Here is an 18,980-nt window from a genome sequence, read left to right as displayed (position 1 = left end):
TCGTGATCTCTTGTTAGTGTCTGGCGATGACCGAAGAACAGCGTCCCGGGCTCCGTATCGGGATTCTCGGTGCGGCGAATATCGCACCGGCGTCCCTGATCGAACCGGCGAAGCGGAATCCGGAGGTCGTCGTGGCGGCGGTCGCGGCACGCGATGGGGCGCGGGCGGAGCAGTTCGCGCGCAAGCATGGGATTGCGCGGACCTACGACAGTTATCAGGCGCTCATCGACGCACCCGATCTGGATGCCGTCTACATTCCGCTGCCCAATGGGCTGCACGGTCGCTGGACGCGCGCCGCCATCGCGGCGGGCAAGCATGTGCTGTGCGAGAAGCCGTTCACCGCGAATGCCGAGGAGGCGCGCGAGATCGCCACGCTCGCAGCCGAATCCGATCGCGTCGTGATGGAGGCCTTCCATTACCGCTACCACCCGCTCATCACGGCCGCCGAGCAGATCATCGCGTCCGGCGAGCTGGGAAAGCTGGTGCGTGTGGAGACCGCGCTGAGTTTTCCGCTGCCGAAGTTCTCCGACATCCGCTACAACTACGACCTCGCGGGCGGTGCCGTCATGGACGCGGGCTGCTACGCCGTGCACATGGCGCGCGTGCTGGGCGGGGCGACGCCGGAAGTTGTTTCGGCACAGGCGAAGCTGCATGATCCGCGCATCGACCGCGCCATGACGGCCGAACTGGCCTTCCCCGCCGGGCACACCGGGCGCATCAGCTGCTCGATGTGGTCGACGGACATCTTGCGAATCAGTGCCAAGGTCGTCGGTGAGAGCGGCAGCATGCGACTGATCAATCCGGTGCTTCCGGGGATGGGTCACCTGATGGTGGTGCGTACCGAAAAAGGCAGGCGCATACGGCAGTTCGGGCGTCGACCCTCCTACGACTACCAACTCGACGCCTTCGCGGGCGCGGTGCTGCACGGTGAGCCGATCCCCACCACGCCCGAGGATGCGGTGGAGACGATGACGGTCATCGATGCTGTCTACCAAGCCGCTGGCCTGCCGCTACGCATTCCGAGCTGAGGTCTCGTCGAGGAAATCGACAATGTGCCCGAAGACGTCCAGGGCCGCGCCGCGGCCGATGAACGTGTCGAGGTGGCCGTAGGACGGAATCTCGGTGTAGCGCACGTCAACACCGGGATTCCGGGCCGAAAGCACCTCGTGGCACAGCTTGTTGGAGTCCAGCCAGGCCTCATTGCGGCTGCCGGACAGCAGCAACACTGGGCAGTCGATGCGATCGGCCGCGTCCAGAGCGTTCTCGGGGAGCGCCTGGTAGCGCTCGTCGTCGACATTCCAGCGGACTACGGCGTGCGCCAATTCCATCTGCCGCAGATGCGGGAGCACGGACAGCGGTATCGCGCCGAACAGCTCCGCGAGCCGGTCGTGAGTGCGCGGGTCGAGGTGGTCGTGTTCGAAGAGCTTGGTGCCCATGCCCCAGCCGTGGTGCACCAGGCGGCAGGTCGGGTCGGGGCAGTCGCCCTTACGCGAGAGCGCGGCGTAGAGCAGGGTCTTCTTGGACCACAGGCCGACCTTGCGGAAGTCGGATTCGAGGTGGGTGACGCGGGAACCCATGAGTTCGCTGCCCACCAGCACGCGCATGCGCGCCGAGGTGCTGACCTTGGGGGTCAGGAACACGCCTTGCGCGACCACGCCTGCCAGGCCGGGGAGCAGCCCGGCGGTCAGGCTCAATGACAGCGACAGCGCTCCGATGCAGTGCGCCACCACGAACAAGGGCTGGTCGCCGATTCGCTCCCGGACCTGCGCGACGGCGGCGGGCAGGTCGTAGAGCGCCACATCGTCGAAGGTGTAGGGGCGACCGGATGTGTTGTGCGACAGGCGAGAACTGCCTCGCCAGTCGAGCAGCCACGACTGGTAGCCCGCATCGGCCAGCACATCGGTCACATTGCGAATCTCGGGCAGCGCGAACATCTCCGACGACACCCCGTGCCCGTGTACCAGCAGCACGGCGGGTGCATCGACGGGGCCGACGCGACGCAAACGCAGCTCGACGCCGTCGGGTGTGTGGAATGAAAACTCCTCTGTGACCGGCTGTTCCGTGCGAAGCGAGACCATATCTGTCATCGGCGCTGCTCCTTACGCATGGCTCGCCGCAGGTCGAGTAGGTCGGTGCCCACTCGGAGAAACGGTTCCATGAGGCTCTTTCCGAGTTGGGATCCGAACCAGCTGAGCCACAGGAGTTTCGCGAGGCGCTGCTGTCGTTCGGGCAACCGCGGGTCGATCCGGATGCCGTCGATCTGGTCGGGCAGGTAGGTGTGCATGGGGACGGAGACCTCGCCGGTGTAGGAGGCGGGCTCCCCGGTGCGGCCGATCTCGATCACCTGTGTGCCGAGCTGGCGGACCAGGCGTCGCCGGGCGGCGGCGAACTTATAGCCCTCCAGCCACCAGGTGCCGCCGGACGAATCACGCAGTGTGAGTTGGTAATGCATGATCGGATGCCGGGTCTCGTGGGGCAGTGGTATGCCGTCGTGGGGGCGGACGATCGCGGTGCCTTCGACGGTGAGCGGCTCGTCATGCAGTGGGGCGCAGACGAGTTCGCCGCTGACATCGAGCGTGCGGGCGGCGAACGCCTGGGCGCTGCTCGCCACGGAAAGGGTCAGCCGCAAATCGCAAGGGATATTCGTGGTTTCGCCGATAGGGCCGACCGTCCCGGCGAGGGTTTCCTGGAATCGCAGATACGGGTTCTCGCCCGGCTGCGGCCCCATACCCGGCATGGCGGCGAGCATCTTGCCGCGCGCCGCCGGACCGGCGACGGTGGGCGCGGGCAGACCGTGTGCGGAGACGAAGGCATCGGTACGTGTGGCCGAGGAGGGCGAGGCGGTCACCATGGCCGCCAGCTGCCGCCGGGCCACAGGACTCTGTAATACCTGAGCCAGCGATTCCAGTTCCGGGACAGGTGTTTCCCGGATCAGCCGCACTACGTCCTCGCACCACTGCTCCCAGTGCTGAACGCGAATACCCAAGCCGCCCACCGTGGTTTCGGCCACGATCTGCTCGAGCGAGGTAGGCGCGCCGGTCAGGTGATAGGTGTGGCCCCACGCGCTCGGCGTGCCGACGATCTCCGCCGCCACCCGGCTCACCCAGTCGACCGGTGCGCCATTCAGGTACCGGAATCCCGGCACCGTGCGAAATCGCATGAGCGCCGCGGTGATTCCGGCATTCAGGTCGCGCGGATTGTGCGCGCCAGTCTCCGGGTGGCTCCCGATCCCGCCGGGACGCAGGATGGTGACCACGAGCCCATGCTCACTCGCCCGCCGCAGTACGGCCTCGGCCGCCCACTTGGACCGGTCGTACCCGATCGGCAGCCTGGCCACATTGGCGGTCGGTTCATCCTCGCTGAGTACGGCCGCATCCGAACCGTTGAACACCGCCAGCGACGAAATATGGTGAATCGGCTTCGGCCGGTCGGTGCAGGCCAGCTCCGCGAGAGTCAGTGGCCCGAGCACATTGGTCCGCCGCAAGGAGGGATACCCCCGCAGGAAGTCCACGGCCGCACCCGCATTGACGATCGAATCCACCTCCGCCGCAAGCTGTTCCCACCGTTCGTCCGACAGCCCGAGCCGAGGTTCACGCAGATCCCCCGCGAGCGGCGTCACCCGCCGCAGCACCTCCCGCGACCACGGCAACGAGAACCGCCGCAGCGCCTCCTCCAATCGCCGCACCGCCGCCTGATCGTCCTCGGCCCGAATCAGGCACACGACATGAGCCGCACTGTGCCGCAGCAGATCCAGCAGAAGGTGGCTACCCAAGAACCCGGTAACTCCCGTCAGCAGAATGCGATTCGGCGCAACCCGCTCCGGCGCGGCCACGATCGGAAGCCGATCCGCACCGGCCAGATCCGCGAACAGCTGCGCGAGATCGTCATCGGCATCATCCCCGGCCCGCGCGGGCTCCACCGCACTGAATCGGCCGGTTGTCTCCGGCTGTGCAGCTGGCTGGCGGTTGTCCAGCTGCGATTGCGCACCTGCGAGCCGGTTGTCCGCCTGCGGCTGCGGACCTGTGGGCCTGTGGTCCGGCTGTGCCGCGTCATCGAGTGGGTTGTCCAGGCGCGGCTGGACCTCTTCCGGGTTGTCAGCCAGCCAGCGGCGGGCCAGTCGGCGCGGGCGCGCGTCGAAGAACACCGTGTCGAGATCCGGGTGGATATCGAGCTCCCGCGACAGCGCCGCAACCAGTTCCACCGCGGCCAGGGAGGTGCCGCCCGCGTCGAAGAAGTCGGTGTCGGCATCGATGGGCTTCTCGGAGAACCGGTTCGCCACCTCGGTGATCGCGGCGGCGAGTGTCTCGATATCCCACCGACGCGAGTGCTCCGGCCGTGCGCTCGGGGGCGGTGTGCCGGTGCGGGCGAGTAAGCCTGCGACGTCCAGCCCGGCAGCACCGCCACGCTTGGAGGCCTCGCCGCGTTCTGCCTCGACAGGCGATGCGCTGTGCGGTTGCTCCAGTGGTGCGCTCGGTGTCGCGGTGGGGGTACCGGTGCGCGCGAGCAGCGCAGCGACATTCAGCCCGGCCGGGCGTCGTTCGAGGCTTTCGCCGCGCACCCGCCGGTCGACCGCTGAATTGCGGACCGTGGTTGGTTCGTCGATATCGGTCACGGTGTCACCTCCTCACCCAGGGGCTGCGGGTCCCAGGATCGGAATTGGCGCAGCTGGTCCAGTGTCACTGACACGTTCAGTTGGTGCTCGGTGGACGTTCTGCCGAGTAGGCGGGAGGCGAGTCGGCGGGCGGGTTCGTTGCGGGGGGTGTGCTCGACTGTGATTCGTACTGTTGAGCAGCCGAGGGTGGCGGCTCGGTCGGCTACCCGGGCGAGGAGGCGTTCCTCGACGCCTCGGCCGAGGGCGCGGCAGCTGAGTTGCCAGCCGTCGATCCACAGGGTGTCCCCGTCTACGCGCAGGGCGAGCACGGAGATCAGGCCGTAGTCGCCGAAGCGGTCTCGGGCGGTTGCGGTCCATACTTCGCCCGCTTCGCGCCATCGGTCGAGATCGGTGACGGTGACGGTGGCGAGGGTGAACTGGTTGGTGCGCCGCACGAGTTGCGCGGCCCGTTCGGCTGTCGCTCCGGTCAGTGGTTCGATATCGACTTGGAGGTCCAGCTGTGCGAGGAAGTCCGCGAATTCGGCTGTGGCGCGGACTTGATCGCGTTCCTGTTCGTGGCGGTAGAAGTCGGCGCGGGCCCGGTCCTCCGCTGTGGCCGCGATCGGCACCATGGGCCACAGGCGGGGGAGGAAGGATTCCAGTTCGTTGGCGGGCGGGCAGGTTACGGACAGCACTTCGGGTAGTTGGGCGCGCATGCGCGCCACTTCGACGGGATTGTCGTCGAGGTAGCAGAAGGTGTCGAGGCCCAGCCCGAGCGTGCGGGCGACCTCCTCGAGGCGCTGCGGCTTGCCCTCCCAACCGGCGGAGATTGCGGCGAAATCGTCACTGCGCAGCGGGCTTTCGGGGCGGTCCAGGATGGCGCGGACGGTGTCGGCGTCATTGTTGGTGACCAGGACGAGGAGGGTTCCTGCTGCGCGCCACTGTGCCAAACGCCGGGCCAAGGCCAAGCGTGGGACATCGAAACTGACTGCTTCGGAGCCGATTTCGCCCGCTGTGCCGCTCCACAGGGTGTCGTCGCCGTCCACGGCGATCACCTTGGGCGCGGGTTCGGTTACGGCGTCGACGGTTGCGACCAGGGTGAGCGCGACCGCCGCCTGGAATTCGGGGGTGAAGGGCAGGTGCGCCAGGATTTCGGTGCGATCGTCGAATGGCGCTGCCACCGCGTGGTCGCGGGTCCATTCACTCGATTCCAGCAGTGCGACACCGGGGATCTCTCGCAGGCGTTCGGCGACGAGCCGCTCCCATTGCAGGAATCGTTCCGCCGGGGCGGCCGATGGCAGGATGCCGACGATGATCGGCTTGCGGGTGCGTTCGGTCAGCTCCCGGATGGCCGCCGGGTAGTCGGCGGCGAGTTCGGCGAGCAGATCGTCCGAGAGCGGGCCGAACCGTTCCAGGTCCGCCGCACGCAGCAGCACGATGCCCAGGGCCATGGACGGCTGCGCGAAGACCCCGGCCGGGTCTCGCAGTCCGGCAAGCACGTGGTGGTAAGGCGCTTCCGCAATGGTGATGGCCGTGCCCTCCGAGGAGGCCGCGGTCAGCAATTCGGGCAGCCTGCCCAGCGCGAAGGTCGCGCCGAGTGCCACGCGCACGCCGGAAACCGGCCGCAGCGCGGTGGTCGCGGGAAGTGCGGCCACCTCGGGATCGAGGATCGCCGCCGCGATGGTGGCCAGGTATTCCCGGCCGAATCGGGTGCAGGTCTGTGCGTCGATAATGTCGCTGTTGTAGGTGAACCACACCTGGTTGGTGTCCGGCAGCACCGCCACCATGAGGTCGAGGTCGGAGTATCCGGTGCTCACCGGAACGATCTCGGCCGTCGATACGGCGGAGTTGGCGCGCAGGTAGTTGAAGTACACCTCGACCAGCGGGGCATTGTCGCGGTGCAGGCCGCCGGTGGCGAGTGCGGCGAGCACGTCGGCGAAGCCCGCGCCGGGCACGAGGAGATTCCGCAGCCGTTCCCCGGTGCGTCGCAGGACGTCCGAGACCGAGTCGCCGGTCGCGACGGTGGCCGGGAAGGGAACGGGGACACCGAAATAGCCGACGGCGTCGGTCGCGTCGGCGTGCATGCGGGTGTCCACCGGCACCGCCAGCGCGAAGCGATCGATTCGCTGGCGACGGGTGAGCAGCAGGGTCAGCGCGCCGAGGAAGACCGCGGCCGGGGTGAGGCCGAGTTCGCGGGCGCGATCGGCGACCCTATCGTGCAATCCGGCGGGCATGTCGATCGCGATCGCTCCCGCCCCGTAGCTGCGCTGCGCCGGACGTGTTCGCGCCCAGGTCAATTCGAGTCGGCGCGCACCGGAGAAGTTCTCCCGCCAGCGCGTGACCGCCGTGTCGTCGCCGCCGCGCTTGCTCTGCTGGGCGGCGAGCAGTTGATGCATATCGCGGTTGGTGACGGCGTCGTCGAGCGGCACGCCGGACAGCTCAGCGGCGAGTTCGCCCGCCACGAGCAGCATGGACTGCACATCGCTCATGCTGTGATGTGCGCCGAAAAGCAATACGGGCTGGGCATTTTCGGCGTGCAGCAGTTCGAAGCGCCAGAGCGGACCCGTCTCCAGGTCGAACGGACGCGCCATGAGCGCCCGGAAATGCTTCTGCACCACGGCGTCATCGAGGTGGTCCAGGTCGTGCCATCCGGCGAGGTCGCCGGGCTCACGGTGGATCTCGAGCTGGCGTCCGCGCTCCGCACCGGCTCGAATGGTGGTGCGCAGTGCGGCATGTCGGCGTGCGAGCCGGGCCACCGCCTGCTCCAGCAGGGGCCGGGTGACTGCGGTGGACAGTCGCACCGCGACGCCGCCGGTCTGCGCGGCGCTCGGGATGCCGAGCTGTTCGGTGCGCAGCAGGCGCATCATGTCCCGGGTCACCGGGAGCACTTCGAGTTCCGGTACCTCGGTCGGTACCTCGGCGGAGGCGCCGGTCTCGCTCTGCCGCAACACTTCTCCCACGAGATGCCCGGCGAGGTCGGTGAGATTCTGTTCGGCCAGGATGGTGCCCAGCGGCACCGAGATGCCGGTGTGCTCACGCACCTTATTGCGCAGTTCGATCGCCATGAGCGAATCCAGGCCGAGGCTCTGGAAGGTCTGCTCGGCCGAAACCGTCTCGGAGCCCGTATGACCGAGCACCTGCCCGGTCCACTCGGCCACGGCGGCCATGGTCAGGGCGATCGCCTCGGCGCGCGGGACGGACCGGAGTTGTTCGGCGAAGCGCGATCCCGCTGCCACGTCGATGACGGCGGTATCGGCGACGGCCCGGCGCGGTGCGCGGCGCGCGAAGCCGCGCAGCAGCGGCGGGACGGCGGACGCTTGCCGCAGCACGGCGGTATCGAGCATGAGCGGGACCAGGATCGGATCACCGAGCCGCAGTGCGGCATCGAAGCAGGCCATGCCCTGCGGCACCGAGAACACGCGAATGCCCGCGCGTTCGATGCGGCGAATATCGGCCTGCGCGTAGTGGTCGTGCATGTCGACTTCCCAAGCGCCCCAGGCCAGGGACTGGGCGGCGAGGCCGAGGGAGCGGCGGTGCAGTGCCAGTGCGTCGAGGTAGGCATTGGCCGCGGCGTAGTTGGCCTGTCCGGGCGTGCCGAACAGGCCGCCCGCCGCGGAGAAGAGCACGAACATCGACAGGTCGCGATCCGCGGTGAGGTCATGCAGGTGTTGTGCCGCATCGACCTTCGGGCGCAGCACTCGATCGAGCCGCTCGGGCGTCAGCGAGCTGAGGATGCCGTCGTCGAGGACGCATGCCGCGTGGATGACACCGGCCAGGGGCAGGCCGTCGAGCAGTTGGGCGAGGGCCGAGCGGTCGTTCAGATCGCAGGCGGCGAATCGTACTCGCACGCCACGGCTTTCGAGGTCGTCACGGAGTTCGAGGCCACCCGGGCCGTCGATACCGCGGCGGCTGACCAGCACGAGATCCCGGGCACCGTAGGCGTCGGCGAGGTGCCGGGCCAGCGCCGAACCGAGTCGGCCGGGCGCGCCGGTGATCAGTACGGCACCGTCGCCGAGGGGTACCCGGCCTTCCAAGGTTCGTCCCGAGGTCTCCGGCAATCGAGCCAGGCGAGGCAGGAACGCCACGCCATCACGCACCGCCAGCTGCGATTCGCCGGTGGCGAGGAGTGCGGCCAGATCCACGTCGGAGTCGGCCGTATCGATCAGCACGATGCGGCCGGGGTTCTCCGACTGCGCCGAGCGCACCAGACCCCAGATGACCGCACCCGCCGGATCCGGCACCTGCGCATCGGGCACCGATACCGCGCCGCGCGTGCGCACGACCAATGGTGTCCGCTCGAATCGACTGTCGCTCAGGATGGTTTGCAGCGTGGCCAGCGTGTGCTGGGCGATCTCGTGCACCTGAGCGGGCGAATCACCTTGGGGCACGGCGAGAGTGATCGCGTCGGCGGTTCCCGCGTCGGTGGAGTTCCACTCGCGCACGGTGACTGCCCGGCTCTGCGTGGGAAGCGAAAGCTCCGTCCACTCCATCCGGAACAGGCGACGGTAGGCGGGCGCGAGCGATGCGGCATCCCACTGCGCCGCCGCGACCGGTCGCAAGAGCACCGAACCCACCGACACCACCGGACGACCGGTCCGATCGGTCGCGGTCATGGAGACGGTATCGGCCCCCGACTTGGTGAGTCGCACGCGCAGTGCGGTGGCTCGCGAGGCCCACAAGGTCACATCGGTCCACACGAATGGCAGCAGAGCATGTTCACCCTCCGCGCCGAACAGCGCGGTGGCGTGCAGGGCGGCATCCAGCAGAGCCGGGTGAATACCGAATTTCGCGGCATCGGCGTGCGCGGACTCCGCGAGCTCGACCTCGGCGAAGATTTCGTCCCCGCGTCGCCAGGCCGCGCGCATGGCCCGGAATGCCGGGCCGTACTGGTGGCCGCGGGCGAAGAGTTCGGTATACAGGGCCTCGGTATCGACGCGTACCGCGTCCGCCGGTGGCCATGCTGTCGAATCAGCCTGCGGTGGAACGGGTTCGGTGTCCTCGGACAGTCTGCCATTGGCGTGCAGCGTCCACTGGGCATCCGGCTCGCGTTCGTCGCGAGCGTAGATGCGCACCGCCCGGCGGTCGATGGCGTCCATGCCGTCGACCACCGCCTGGATCTGCACGCCGCCGTGCTCGGGGACCAGCAGCGGGGCGCGCAGAACCAGCTCGCGCAGCACCGGGCTGTCCACCTCGTCACCGGCGCGGATGGCCAGTTCGGCCAGTGCCGCGCCCGGCAGCAGGATCGCATTGGGGCCCGCGTGATCGGCCACCCACGGCTGCAGGCGGGTCGACACCCGGCCGGTCAGAATCGCCCCGCCCGAATCCGGCTGCGGGACAATGGCACCCAGGATGGGGTGCGCGACTTCGCCGAGTCCGAGTGCGGACGTATCGCGGCTGATCCGCTCGGTCCAGAATCGCTTCTCGTCGAAGGCATACGTCGGCAGGTCCACCGGGTCGTACTCGGGAAGCAAACCGGCCCAGTCGAGTTCATGCCCTCCGACGTGGAGTTCGGCCATAGCCTTGGCCAGGCAGAGCGGTCCGTCCTGGTCGCGGACCAGCGAGCCCACGGCCACGACCTCGCGGCCGAGCTCCTCCGATACCGAGTGGACCGCCGCGGTCATGGCGGGATGCACGCCGAGTTCGACGAAATACCGGAAGCCGTCGGCGATCATGCGCTCGACCGTGGGGGCGAATCGCACGGTTTCGCGTGCGCTGCGGTACCAGTAGCCGGGTTCGATCGCCTCGGTGACCGGTGCGCCGGTCACGGTCGAATACCACTGTGTGGCAGGAGTATCCGCGACGATGTCGGCCAGTTCGGCGAGCATCGGTTCACGCATGACCTCGAGCAGTTCACAGTGCCCGGCGAGGCCGGGGCCCGCCGAGCCGAGACGGTTGTAGATGCCCTCGCTGTTCAGGTCGGCCAGTAGCTGCTCCACCAGGGCCTGTTCACCGGCTACCACCGTCGATCGCCGAACATTGATGGCCGCGATCGACACCCGCCCGTCGAAGGCCGCGATCCGCGCGCTCACCTCGGGTTCGGGCAGGCCGATAACCGCCATGGCGGCCGGTTCGTCGATCGCCTGCAATAGCCGGGCACGGGTGATGACAATGCGTGCGGCATCGCTCAATTCGATGACACCGGCGCAGTAGGCGGCGGCGATCTCACCGATGCTGTGGCCGATCACGGCGTCCGGGGTGACGCCCGCCGCGCGCCAGGTCGCCGCGAGCGAGACCATGGTCGCGAACAGCAGCGGCTGCACGACGGGGAAATTGAGGACGTCCATGTGGGTCATGGTGTGCAGGCGGTCCACCAGTGACCAGCCGGTCTGTGCGGCGAACGCCTTGTCGCACTGCTCGAATTCGGCGCGGTAGACCTCATCGGAGGCGAGCAGGTCGCGCGCCATGCCGACCCACGCCGTGCCCTGTCCGGGGAAGATGAACGCGGTCTTGGCATTGGTGAGCACCGCGCCCGTGCCGAGGATCGCGTGGGCGGACGAATTGCCCTCCGCCAGTTCGCGGAGTGCGCCGATCATCTCGTCGCGATCGGTGGCCACCACCACGGCGCGGCGCTCGAATCGGGTGCGCTGCAAGGCCGATGAGCGGGCAACCGGACCCGGGGTCAGGGTCGGATCGGCGACCACCAGATCGAGCAGGCGTGCGGCCTGACCGCGCAAAGATGCGTCGCTGCGAGCCGAAAGCGGGAGCAGCACAACGCTCTTGTCATTGTCTGGAGAGGCGGTCGCTTCCTTCGCGGGCTCGGCCGGAGCCTCCTCGAGGATCAGATGCGCGTTCGTGCCGCTCAGACCGAAGGCGCTGATACCCGCACGACGTGTCCGATCGCCGCGACGCCACGGCAGCTCCTCGGCGGCCACGGCCACGCCGCTGCGCTCCCAATCCACATGTGCGGAGGGCACAGTCGCATTCAAGGTGGCGGGGATGCGCTCATGCTGGAGTGCGAGAACCAGTTTGATGACACTGCCCACGCCCGCCGCGGCCTGGGTGTGTCCCACATTGGATTTCAGCGAGCCGATGCCGAGCGGCCGGGCCGGGTCGCGATCCGGGCCGAACACGCGCGCCAGTGCCCGCGCCTCGATCGGGTCGCCCAGCGCGGTGCCGGTACCGTGCGCCTCCACATAGTCGATATCGTGCGGCGACAGGCCCGAGACCCGCAGCGCCGAACGCAGAACCTGTTCCTGGGCAGCGCCATTGGGGGCGCTCAGGCCCTGACTGCGGCCGTCCTGATTGATGGCGGACCCACGAATGACCGCGAGCACGCGATCCCCGTCACGGCGCGCGTCACCGAGCCGCTTGAGCAATACCAGGCCCGCGCCCTCGGCCCACACTGTGCCATCCGCCTCGGCGGAGAACGGGGCGCACCGCCCGGTGGGGGAGAGGACGCCCAGCTTGCACAGTTCGATATGCGCGATCGGCGACATGAGCAGGGTCGCGCCGCCCGCCAGGGCGAGATCGCATTCCCCGGCGCGCAGGGCCTGTATGGCCGAGTGCATGGCCACGATCGAGGAGGAGCAGGCGGTGTCCATGGTGACCGCCGGGCCGTGCAGGCCCAGCGTGTAGGAGATGCGGCCCGAGGCGACGCTGGGCGAAAGCCCGGTTCCCACTTGGCCGTTCAGCTGCTCGGGGGCGGGATCGGCCAGATAGCCGGTGCCGTAGACGCCGAGATAGACGCCGGTCGCACTGCCGTGCAGGGTGCGCGGATCGCGGCCGGACCGTTCGATGGCCTCCCAGGCGAGTTGCAACATCATGCGCTGCTGCGGGTCCATGACCGCGGCCTCGCGCGGGCCGATGCCGAAGAAGGCGGCGTCGAAGCGATCCAGGCCGTCGACGTAGCCGCCGCGGAAGGTGTAGGCCTTACCGGAGGCGGTGGTGTCGGGGTCGTAGAGGCCCTCGATATCCCAGCGGCCCGCGGGCACCTCGCCGAGACCGTCGAGATTGCCGTCCAGGAGCTCCCACAGTGCCTCGGGGGAATCCACCGCACCGGGGAATCGGCAGGCCATCGACAGAATGGCGATGGCGTCATCATCCGCGTCGTCGATGCTGTGGTCGGCGGCGGTGTCGTTCGCTTCGGGCTGCGCGGCTGCCGCGTCGCGACCGGCGGAACTCGGCTCGATCGGCGTGGCGGGCGCGAGGGCCGTGGCCACACCGTCGATGGTGGGGTGGTCGAAGAACATATTGGTGTCGACGAAGCGGCCCAGGAAATCCGACAGCTCGACGACCAGCTCCACCAGATCGTGTGAGCCCAAACCGAATTCGACCATAGGCAGGCGGATGTCGATGCGCTCCGGATCCAGCTGCGCCTGCTGCGCGATCGCGGTCACCAGCCAGGAGCGAATGGCTTCGGCGGAGATCTCGTCCGCCGCGTCATTCGCGGATTCCACTGTGGCCGTGACAGGTTCGACGTCGAACAGCTCGTCCTCGGGCGACCGCAGCGGGCCGACGGTCAAGACGAGCAGTTCGCCGGACCGATACGCCGCCCGGCAGGCCGAGCGCTGGATCTTGCCGCTGCTGGTCTTGAAGATCGTGCCCGGCCGGATCAGGAATACCGAGGCGAGCGTGATGCCGTGCTCGGTCGCCACCGCGCCGCGCACCGCCGTCTCGATATCGGCCAGTTCGGCCGGATCCTCGCCGCGCACCTCGGCCACCACCACCGGCTGCTCGCCGGTCGTCCCCTGGTCGACGGAGAAGGCCGCGATACATCCGGGCCGGATACCGTGGTGGGCGGATTCGACGGTCGCCTCGATGTCCTGCGGATAGTGATTGCGGCCGTCGATGATCAGCAGATCCTTGCGGCGACCCGTCACGAAAAGCTCTCCGTCGAAACGGATTCCGAGATCGCCGGTGCGGAGGTAGCGGCGCTCGTCGCCGGGCAGTGTTGCCCCGAACACCTCGGCGGTGGCCTCCTCGTCGCGGAAATAGCCTGCGGCGACGCTCTTTCCGGCAACCCAGATCTCGCCCTCGTCCCCATCGGCGCGTTCGGTGCCGTGCTCGGGATCGACAATGGCGACCGACATGCCCTCGACCGGCAGCCCGACGCCGACCAGTTCGCGGCGGCCGTCCTGGTCCTTGATTTCGCGGATAGTCGGGTTCTCGGCGGTGGAAGACCCGGTCACGATCAGCGTGGCCTCGGCCAGACCGTAAACGGGCTGATGGGATTTCGCGCGGAATCCGGCGCGGCCGAAGGTGTCGGTGAAGCGTCGCATGGTCGCGGCCCGCACCGGTTCGGAGCCATTGAACGCCGTCCGCCAACGGGTCAGGTCCAGGCCCTCGATCTGTTCCGGCGTGATCTTGCGGGCGGCCAGCTCATAGGCGAAGTTGGGGCCGCCGCTGGTGTGGGCGCGGTAGGTCGAGATGGCCCGCAACCAGCGCTCGGGGCGCTGCAGGAAGTGCAGCGGTGACATGAGGACCGAGTTCGCGCCCAGGTAAACCGTATGCAGCAGTGGCGCGATCAAGCCCATATCGTGGTACATCGGCAGCCAGCTGGCGAACAGCGCGCCATCCCAGGAATCGGCGAATTCGCGGCCGTGGCCGAGACCGCTGGTGAGCGCGACCTGATTGTGCAGCAGGTTCTCATGCGTGAGCAGGACGCCGCGCGGCGCACTGGTCGAGCCGGAGGTGTACTGGATGAACGCGACCGAATCCGGGCCGAGATCCGGTGCCCGCCAGCGCGAGGCCTGATCATCGGTGATCCGGTCGGTGGCCAGCCAGGGCAGGGCGGCCAGTTCGGGAATCTCGGCGCACAGCGTGGCCGAATCCGCGACCACCCGCTGCGGTGCGAGCACCACCTCGACCTCGGCGTGGGTCACCATGCGGCGCAGTCGGCGCAGGGAGCGGTTGTCCCATTCGGGCAGTGGCGCAGGTACGGCAATGACCCCGGCCGCGAGGCAGCCCAGGAACGCTTCGGCGAATTCGGGACCCGCCGGGTACAGCAGTAGCGCGCGGCGAGGCTGTGAATCCTGAAGTGCGGAATCCTGCAGTGCGGCAGCGATCGCCTGGACCCGGTTGCCCAGGTCGGCGTAGGTCATTTCGCGGACGACGCCTTCGACGTCACCACTGTCCAGGAACCGGTACACCAACTCGGTCGGCCGGTTATCGACCTGGGAGAACAGTGTTTCGACGAAAGTGTTCAGCACGAGCTACTTCCTCTAACGATGAAACTCGAGATTCGGCCGTACTTCGTCCCTGGCACTGCGGGTCCGCGGAAGCCGCGCAGTGGACGAATGGCGCTTCACAATAAGTCACTTCTACGCCTTGTGGCCAACTTCGGCAAATTCGGGGATGCCTGAGGTGAGCCCCTATAAATGGGGGCACGAAAGGGTGTGACATCCGTTGTGAATCAAGCGATTTCAAGATTGCGTGTTGTCGACCGAACAGTGAGGATGGCCGAGTGTCACAACCCCCCATCTCGCTGCACCGGCTTCCCCGGCTGCGCAATCGCGAACTCGCGCAACTCGGCGGACTGATCCGCCCCGGCACCCATGCCTCCTCATTGCTGGACTTCGGGAAACGCTTTGTCGTATCCCCGCCGGGCTTCCCGACCATGCTGGTCACCCACGATATGGACGATGTTCGCGAAGTATTCGCCAACCACGACGACTTCTCGGTCGGGCAATTGATGAGCCGGTTGTCCAGTCACGATCGGGTATTCGGCAAGGAGACCCTGATCTTCCTCGAGGGCGATGATCATCGCCGCGAGCGCCGGCTGTTCTCCCCGCCCTTCCAGAGCAAGGCGCTCAAGTCCTACGAAGACCTCATGATCGAGGTCGTCGAGCGTGAGCTGCCCACCTGGCCGATCGGCGAGCCGATCGAGTTCCTGCAGGTCGGCTACGACCTGGCAATCGGCGTGCTGCTCAATGTGATCTTCGGTGACGTGGCCCCGGAACGCCGGGAACGATTGAAGCAGGCCGTGAAGAACTGGTTCGGCGCGATCGAAAGCCGCGGCTTCCTGGCCGTCACCCTGCTCACCCCCGTGCTCGGCGGCTACACCCTGCCCTACCCGCCGCTCAATCGCGGCCAGGCCGCCGTCGACGCCGTGATCATCGAGGAGATCGCCGCGCGCCGGGCCGCACCCGACGGCGGCAGCGACCGCCGGGACATGCTGGCCCGCTACATCAATACCGATCTGGACCAGCACGACGATGCCGCGCTGTCCCGCAATATGCGCGGAATCCTGTTGGGCGCGTACGAAACCACCGCGATCACCCTCGGCTGGATCGCCACCATGCTGGCCGGGCATCCGGAGGTCATGGCCGAACTGGACGCGGCCATCGACGCCGGGGACGGCCCCCGCATCGACGCCTACCTCGATGCCGTGGTCGCCGAAACCATGCGACTACGTCCCGTCTCGCCATTCACCGGCCGCCGGGCCCTGCGCGACACCGTGGTCAATGGCCTCGCAATCCCCAAGGGCACCATCGTCATTCTGCCGATCCTGCTCATCCACGAGAACCCGGAGCTCTACCCGGACCCCCTGGAATTCCGCCCCGAACGCTTCCTCGACGAGCGCCCGAACGGCCACACCTGGCTCACCTTCGGCGCGGGCCCGCACCGCTGCCTCGGTGCCTCCTTCGCCCTCGTCGAAGCGCGAATCCTGTTCCGCGCCATCCTCGAACAGCGCCGCATCCAAAAGGCCGACGGCCCCCTCGAGCCGCCGCGCCGCCTGCACACCGGCCTCAGCCCCGCCAATAACGCATTGGTCACCCTGCTGCCTCGCTGACACACGGCCTCGGTGTGCGGGTTTCAGCGCGCCGGTGCGGTGTCCGCCGGTGGATAGGCTTCCGCGGCGATCCGAGCGAACGAGCGAATGAGTGGATTGGGGTCACCCGTGCTCCAGGCGACGACCAGGCTACTGGGTGGCATGTCCGCCAAGGGGATTGCGATCAGGCCGTCGGGGAGAGCATGGGGGAGCGGAGTGAGGCCGATGGTGTCGTTCCATAGGACCGCCTGCAGGCATTCCTGTGCGGTGCGGACTATCGGCCCGTCGCGGGGCTCGTCCTCGGGAGCGGCATTCCAGTAGGCGCGCCACAGCGGGTCGGTGCCTTCCGGGAGCCGAAACCAGGTGCGGGCGGCCAAGTCTCGCAGGTATAGGACGGGGCGGTGGGCCAGCGGGTCGTCGGCGCGGAGCACGACTCCGACCGGGTCGGAGCGCAGCAGCACGGTGCTGATGCCGGTACCGTCGAACGGTGCACGGGTAAGGGCCACATCGACCAGGCCGGTGCGGAGACCGGCGGTGGGATCGGTGAAGTCGGTCTCGCGCATGCGGATTCGGACTCCCGGGTGGCGTTCGCGGAAGATCGCCGCCAGGCCGATACCCGCCTGGGCGGCGCTGTCGGCGAGGGTGCCTATGGTCAGGGTGCTGCCGCCCGCGGCGGCAGCTACCCGGGCGCGGGTGAGATCGGCCTGCTCCAGGAGTGCGCGGGCGTCGTCATAGAGCACCGATCCCGCCGGGGTGAGGGTTACCCCCGCCGCGGAACGATTCAGCAGGGCCGCGCCCAGTTCGGACTCCAGCTGTTTGATGGCCCGGCTCAGTGGCGGCTGGGTCATGCGCAGGCGTGCGGCGGCCCGGCCGAAGTGCCGTTCATCGGCCACGGCCACGAAATAGCGGAGCGTGCGCAGGTCCATCGACAAGCGACGATACCCGCACGGTATCGGGTGTACGGGATGGGTCTTGGACCCCGGCGACTTTCGGCGCTGGACTGGGGTCATGACCGAATACGTTCAGACCGACCCCGTCGTGCGGGTTTCCGGAGCGCGGGAAATCGCCCGCGATCTAGTGGTGATCCCGAATCGGAGTGTGGAGTTGGTGCCCAATATCGGTGTCATCGGCGGCACGGAGGCCGTGCTGGTGGTCGATACCGGGATGGGGCCGGGCAATGCGGATCAGGTGCTCGCCTTCGCGACCGAATATGCCAAGGGGCGCAGGCTGTTTCTGACCACGACGCACTTTCATCCGGAGCACGCGTTCGGTGCGCAATCGTTCACGGGTGCGGCGACTTGGCTGGTCAATCGGTCGCAGGCGGATGACCTGGAGTCGAAGGGACTCGGGTATCTGGAGATGTTCCGGGGGCTCGGCGCTCCGGTTGCACGGCAGCTCGAGGGTGTCGAATTGGTTGCCCCCGATCTCGTCTATGGCGAGTCTCACACTCTCGATTTGGGTGGCCGCACAGTGCATTTGCGCGCCACCGGCCGGGCTCACAGCAAGGGCGACCAGGTCGTGACCGTCCCCGATGCCGGGGTGATGTTCACCGGAGACCTGGTGGAAGCGGGCCAGTTCGCGATCTTCCCGTGGTTCCCGCCGCACGACACCGATGTCTCCGGCATTCGCTGGATCTCGGTGCTGGACAAGCTGATCGGCGAGCAGCCACGCACCGTGGTGCCCGGCCACGGTGACCTCGGCGGCCCGAACCTACTGACCGACGTCCACGACTACCTCCGGCTGCTGCGCGACGAAACCTGGATCCGGCGCGACTCGGCCATGAGTGAGGACACCATTGCCGAGGAGGTTCGAGCGCTGATGATCGAGCGGCATCCGGATTGGGCTGGGCAGGAATGGATTCGGACGGGCGTCGGCTGCCTGTGCGCCGAGCATCCGGCGTAAGGGATCTCGCTACTTGACAGCGCCGATGTAGGTGACCTGGCCCACGTGGCGAGTCTTGGTGATGGTCAGGTCATTTCCGGTGAGGGCGTCGCGAAGTTGTTTGCGGCCTACGAACTTGACGCCGGACACCGCTTCGAAGACGCCCGGGCGTTGCAGGAATAGGCCGATCGGACCGGTGGTGGGGGCCATGATCGCGACATGCCCGCCGGGGCGGATGACGCGCATGAGTTCATGCACCGCTTGCATCGGATCCGGCATCAGGAACAGGGCCAGGAAGCAGCTCGCGGAGTCGAATGTGCCGTCCGCGAAGGGCAGGTCGAGGGCGTCGCCGCGCAGATAGGCGACATTGTCGTGACGGGTTGCCGCCACGGCCTGCCCGAGCATGGTCGTGGACAGATCCAACCCGACCGCGAGACCTTCGGGGCCGACGACCCCGCCGTACCATTCGGTGAAATTGCCCGGCCCGCAGGCGACATCGAGCACGGTATCGCCGGGCTTCAGATCCAGCAGCTCCCGGGCCAGCGCCCGCTCCGAGGCCACCGACTGCCCGAGCAGCACGCGCGTGCCCAGCGCCCGCCACGGGCGATAGATCAGCGGATAGAACGCGGACTGCATGATGTTCTGCCCGAACCCGTTCGAGCGATTCTCCGCACCGAGCAGATTCACGTATCCATCGGAAACGTCGAAGTCGCCGGACGATTGCACCCGGTCTCGATCGATCAGGTCCGTCAACCTCTGTATGGCTCGGGTTGACCGGTTATGGGCGGTATGCGGCAC

8 protein-coding genes are annotated in these 18,980 nt (G+C 67.9%); 3 read left to right on the top strand and 5 right to left on the bottom strand.

The features are described from left to right. Positions 1 to 26: 26 nt before the first annotated feature. A complete protein-coding gene (locus AB0N05_RS01440) occupies positions 27 to 1,028 on the top strand; it encodes a Gfo/Idh/MocA family oxidoreductase (protein WP_364685977.1) in 1,002 nt (333 codons plus the stop codon). Here the strand turns inward: AB0N05_RS01440 and AB0N05_RS01435 are convergent. From AB0N05_RS01435 to AB0N05_RS01425, 3 genes are read right to left on the bottom strand one after another with little or no spacing between them, the layout of a single operon-like run. After that, positions 1,011 to 2,087: an alpha/beta fold hydrolase gene (locus AB0N05_RS01435; RefSeq protein WP_364685974.1), complete on the bottom strand. Its 1,077-nt coding sequence runs from the start codon at positions 2,085 to 2,087 to the stop codon at positions 1,011 to 1,013. The two genes, AB0N05_RS01440 and AB0N05_RS01435, sit on opposite strands and share 18 nt — an antisense overlap. After that, on the bottom strand, positions 2,084 to 4,612 hold the full coding sequence (locus tag AB0N05_RS01430) for a thioester reductase domain-containing protein (RefSeq protein WP_364685971.1): 2,529 nt from the start codon (positions 4,610 to 4,612) through the stop codon (positions 2,084 to 2,086). Before AB0N05_RS01430 ends, AB0N05_RS01435 begins: the two co-directional genes overlap by 4 nt. Further along, positions 4,609 to 14,739, bottom strand: coding sequence for an HAD-IIIC family phosphatase (locus AB0N05_RS01425; RefSeq protein ID WP_364685968.1), 10,131 nt, complete (start codon positions 14,737 to 14,739; stop codon positions 4,609 to 4,611). Before AB0N05_RS01425 ends, AB0N05_RS01430 begins: the two co-directional genes overlap by 4 nt. A gap of 254 nt (positions 14,740 to 14,993) precedes the next feature. Between AB0N05_RS01425 and AB0N05_RS01420 the strand changes: the two genes are divergently transcribed. Beyond that, entirely contained in the window at positions 14,994 to 16,322 is a 1,329-nt protein-coding gene (locus AB0N05_RS01420; RefSeq protein ID WP_364685965.1) for a cytochrome P450, read from the top strand. 23 nt (positions 16,323 to 16,345) lie between these two features. Here the strand turns inward: AB0N05_RS01420 and AB0N05_RS01415 are convergent, their stop codons facing one another. Further along, complete coding sequence (locus tag AB0N05_RS01415; protein ID WP_364685962.1) at positions 16,346 to 17,227, bottom strand: LysR family transcriptional regulator; 882 nt, start codon at positions 17,225 to 17,227, stop codon at positions 16,346 to 16,348. A gap of 82 nt (positions 17,228 to 17,309) precedes the next feature. On the opposite strand from AB0N05_RS01415, the gene AB0N05_RS01410 reads away from it, so the two are divergent. Continuing rightward, entirely contained in the window at positions 17,310 to 18,203 is an 894-nt protein-coding gene (locus AB0N05_RS01410) for an MBL fold metallo-hydrolase (RefSeq protein WP_364685959.1), read from the top strand. A 9-nt stretch (positions 18,204 to 18,212) separates the two neighbouring features. Here the strand turns inward: AB0N05_RS01410 and AB0N05_RS01405 are convergent, their stop codons facing one another. Further along, on the bottom strand, positions 18,213 to 18,935 hold the full coding sequence (locus AB0N05_RS01405; RefSeq protein ID WP_364685956.1) for a methyltransferase domain-containing protein: 723 nt from the start codon (positions 18,933 to 18,935) through the stop codon (positions 18,213 to 18,215). Between the last annotated feature and the right edge of the window lie 45 nt (positions 18,936 to 18,980).

It is taken from the genome of Nocardia sp. NPDC051030, from assembly GCF_040683015.1.
Classification (GTDB): domain Bacteria; phylum Actinomycetota; class Actinomycetes; order Mycobacteriales; family Mycobacteriaceae; genus Nocardia.
The sequence above is the reverse complement of the archived record's forward strand: the minus strand, read 5'-3'. Positions and strand labels throughout refer to the sequence as shown.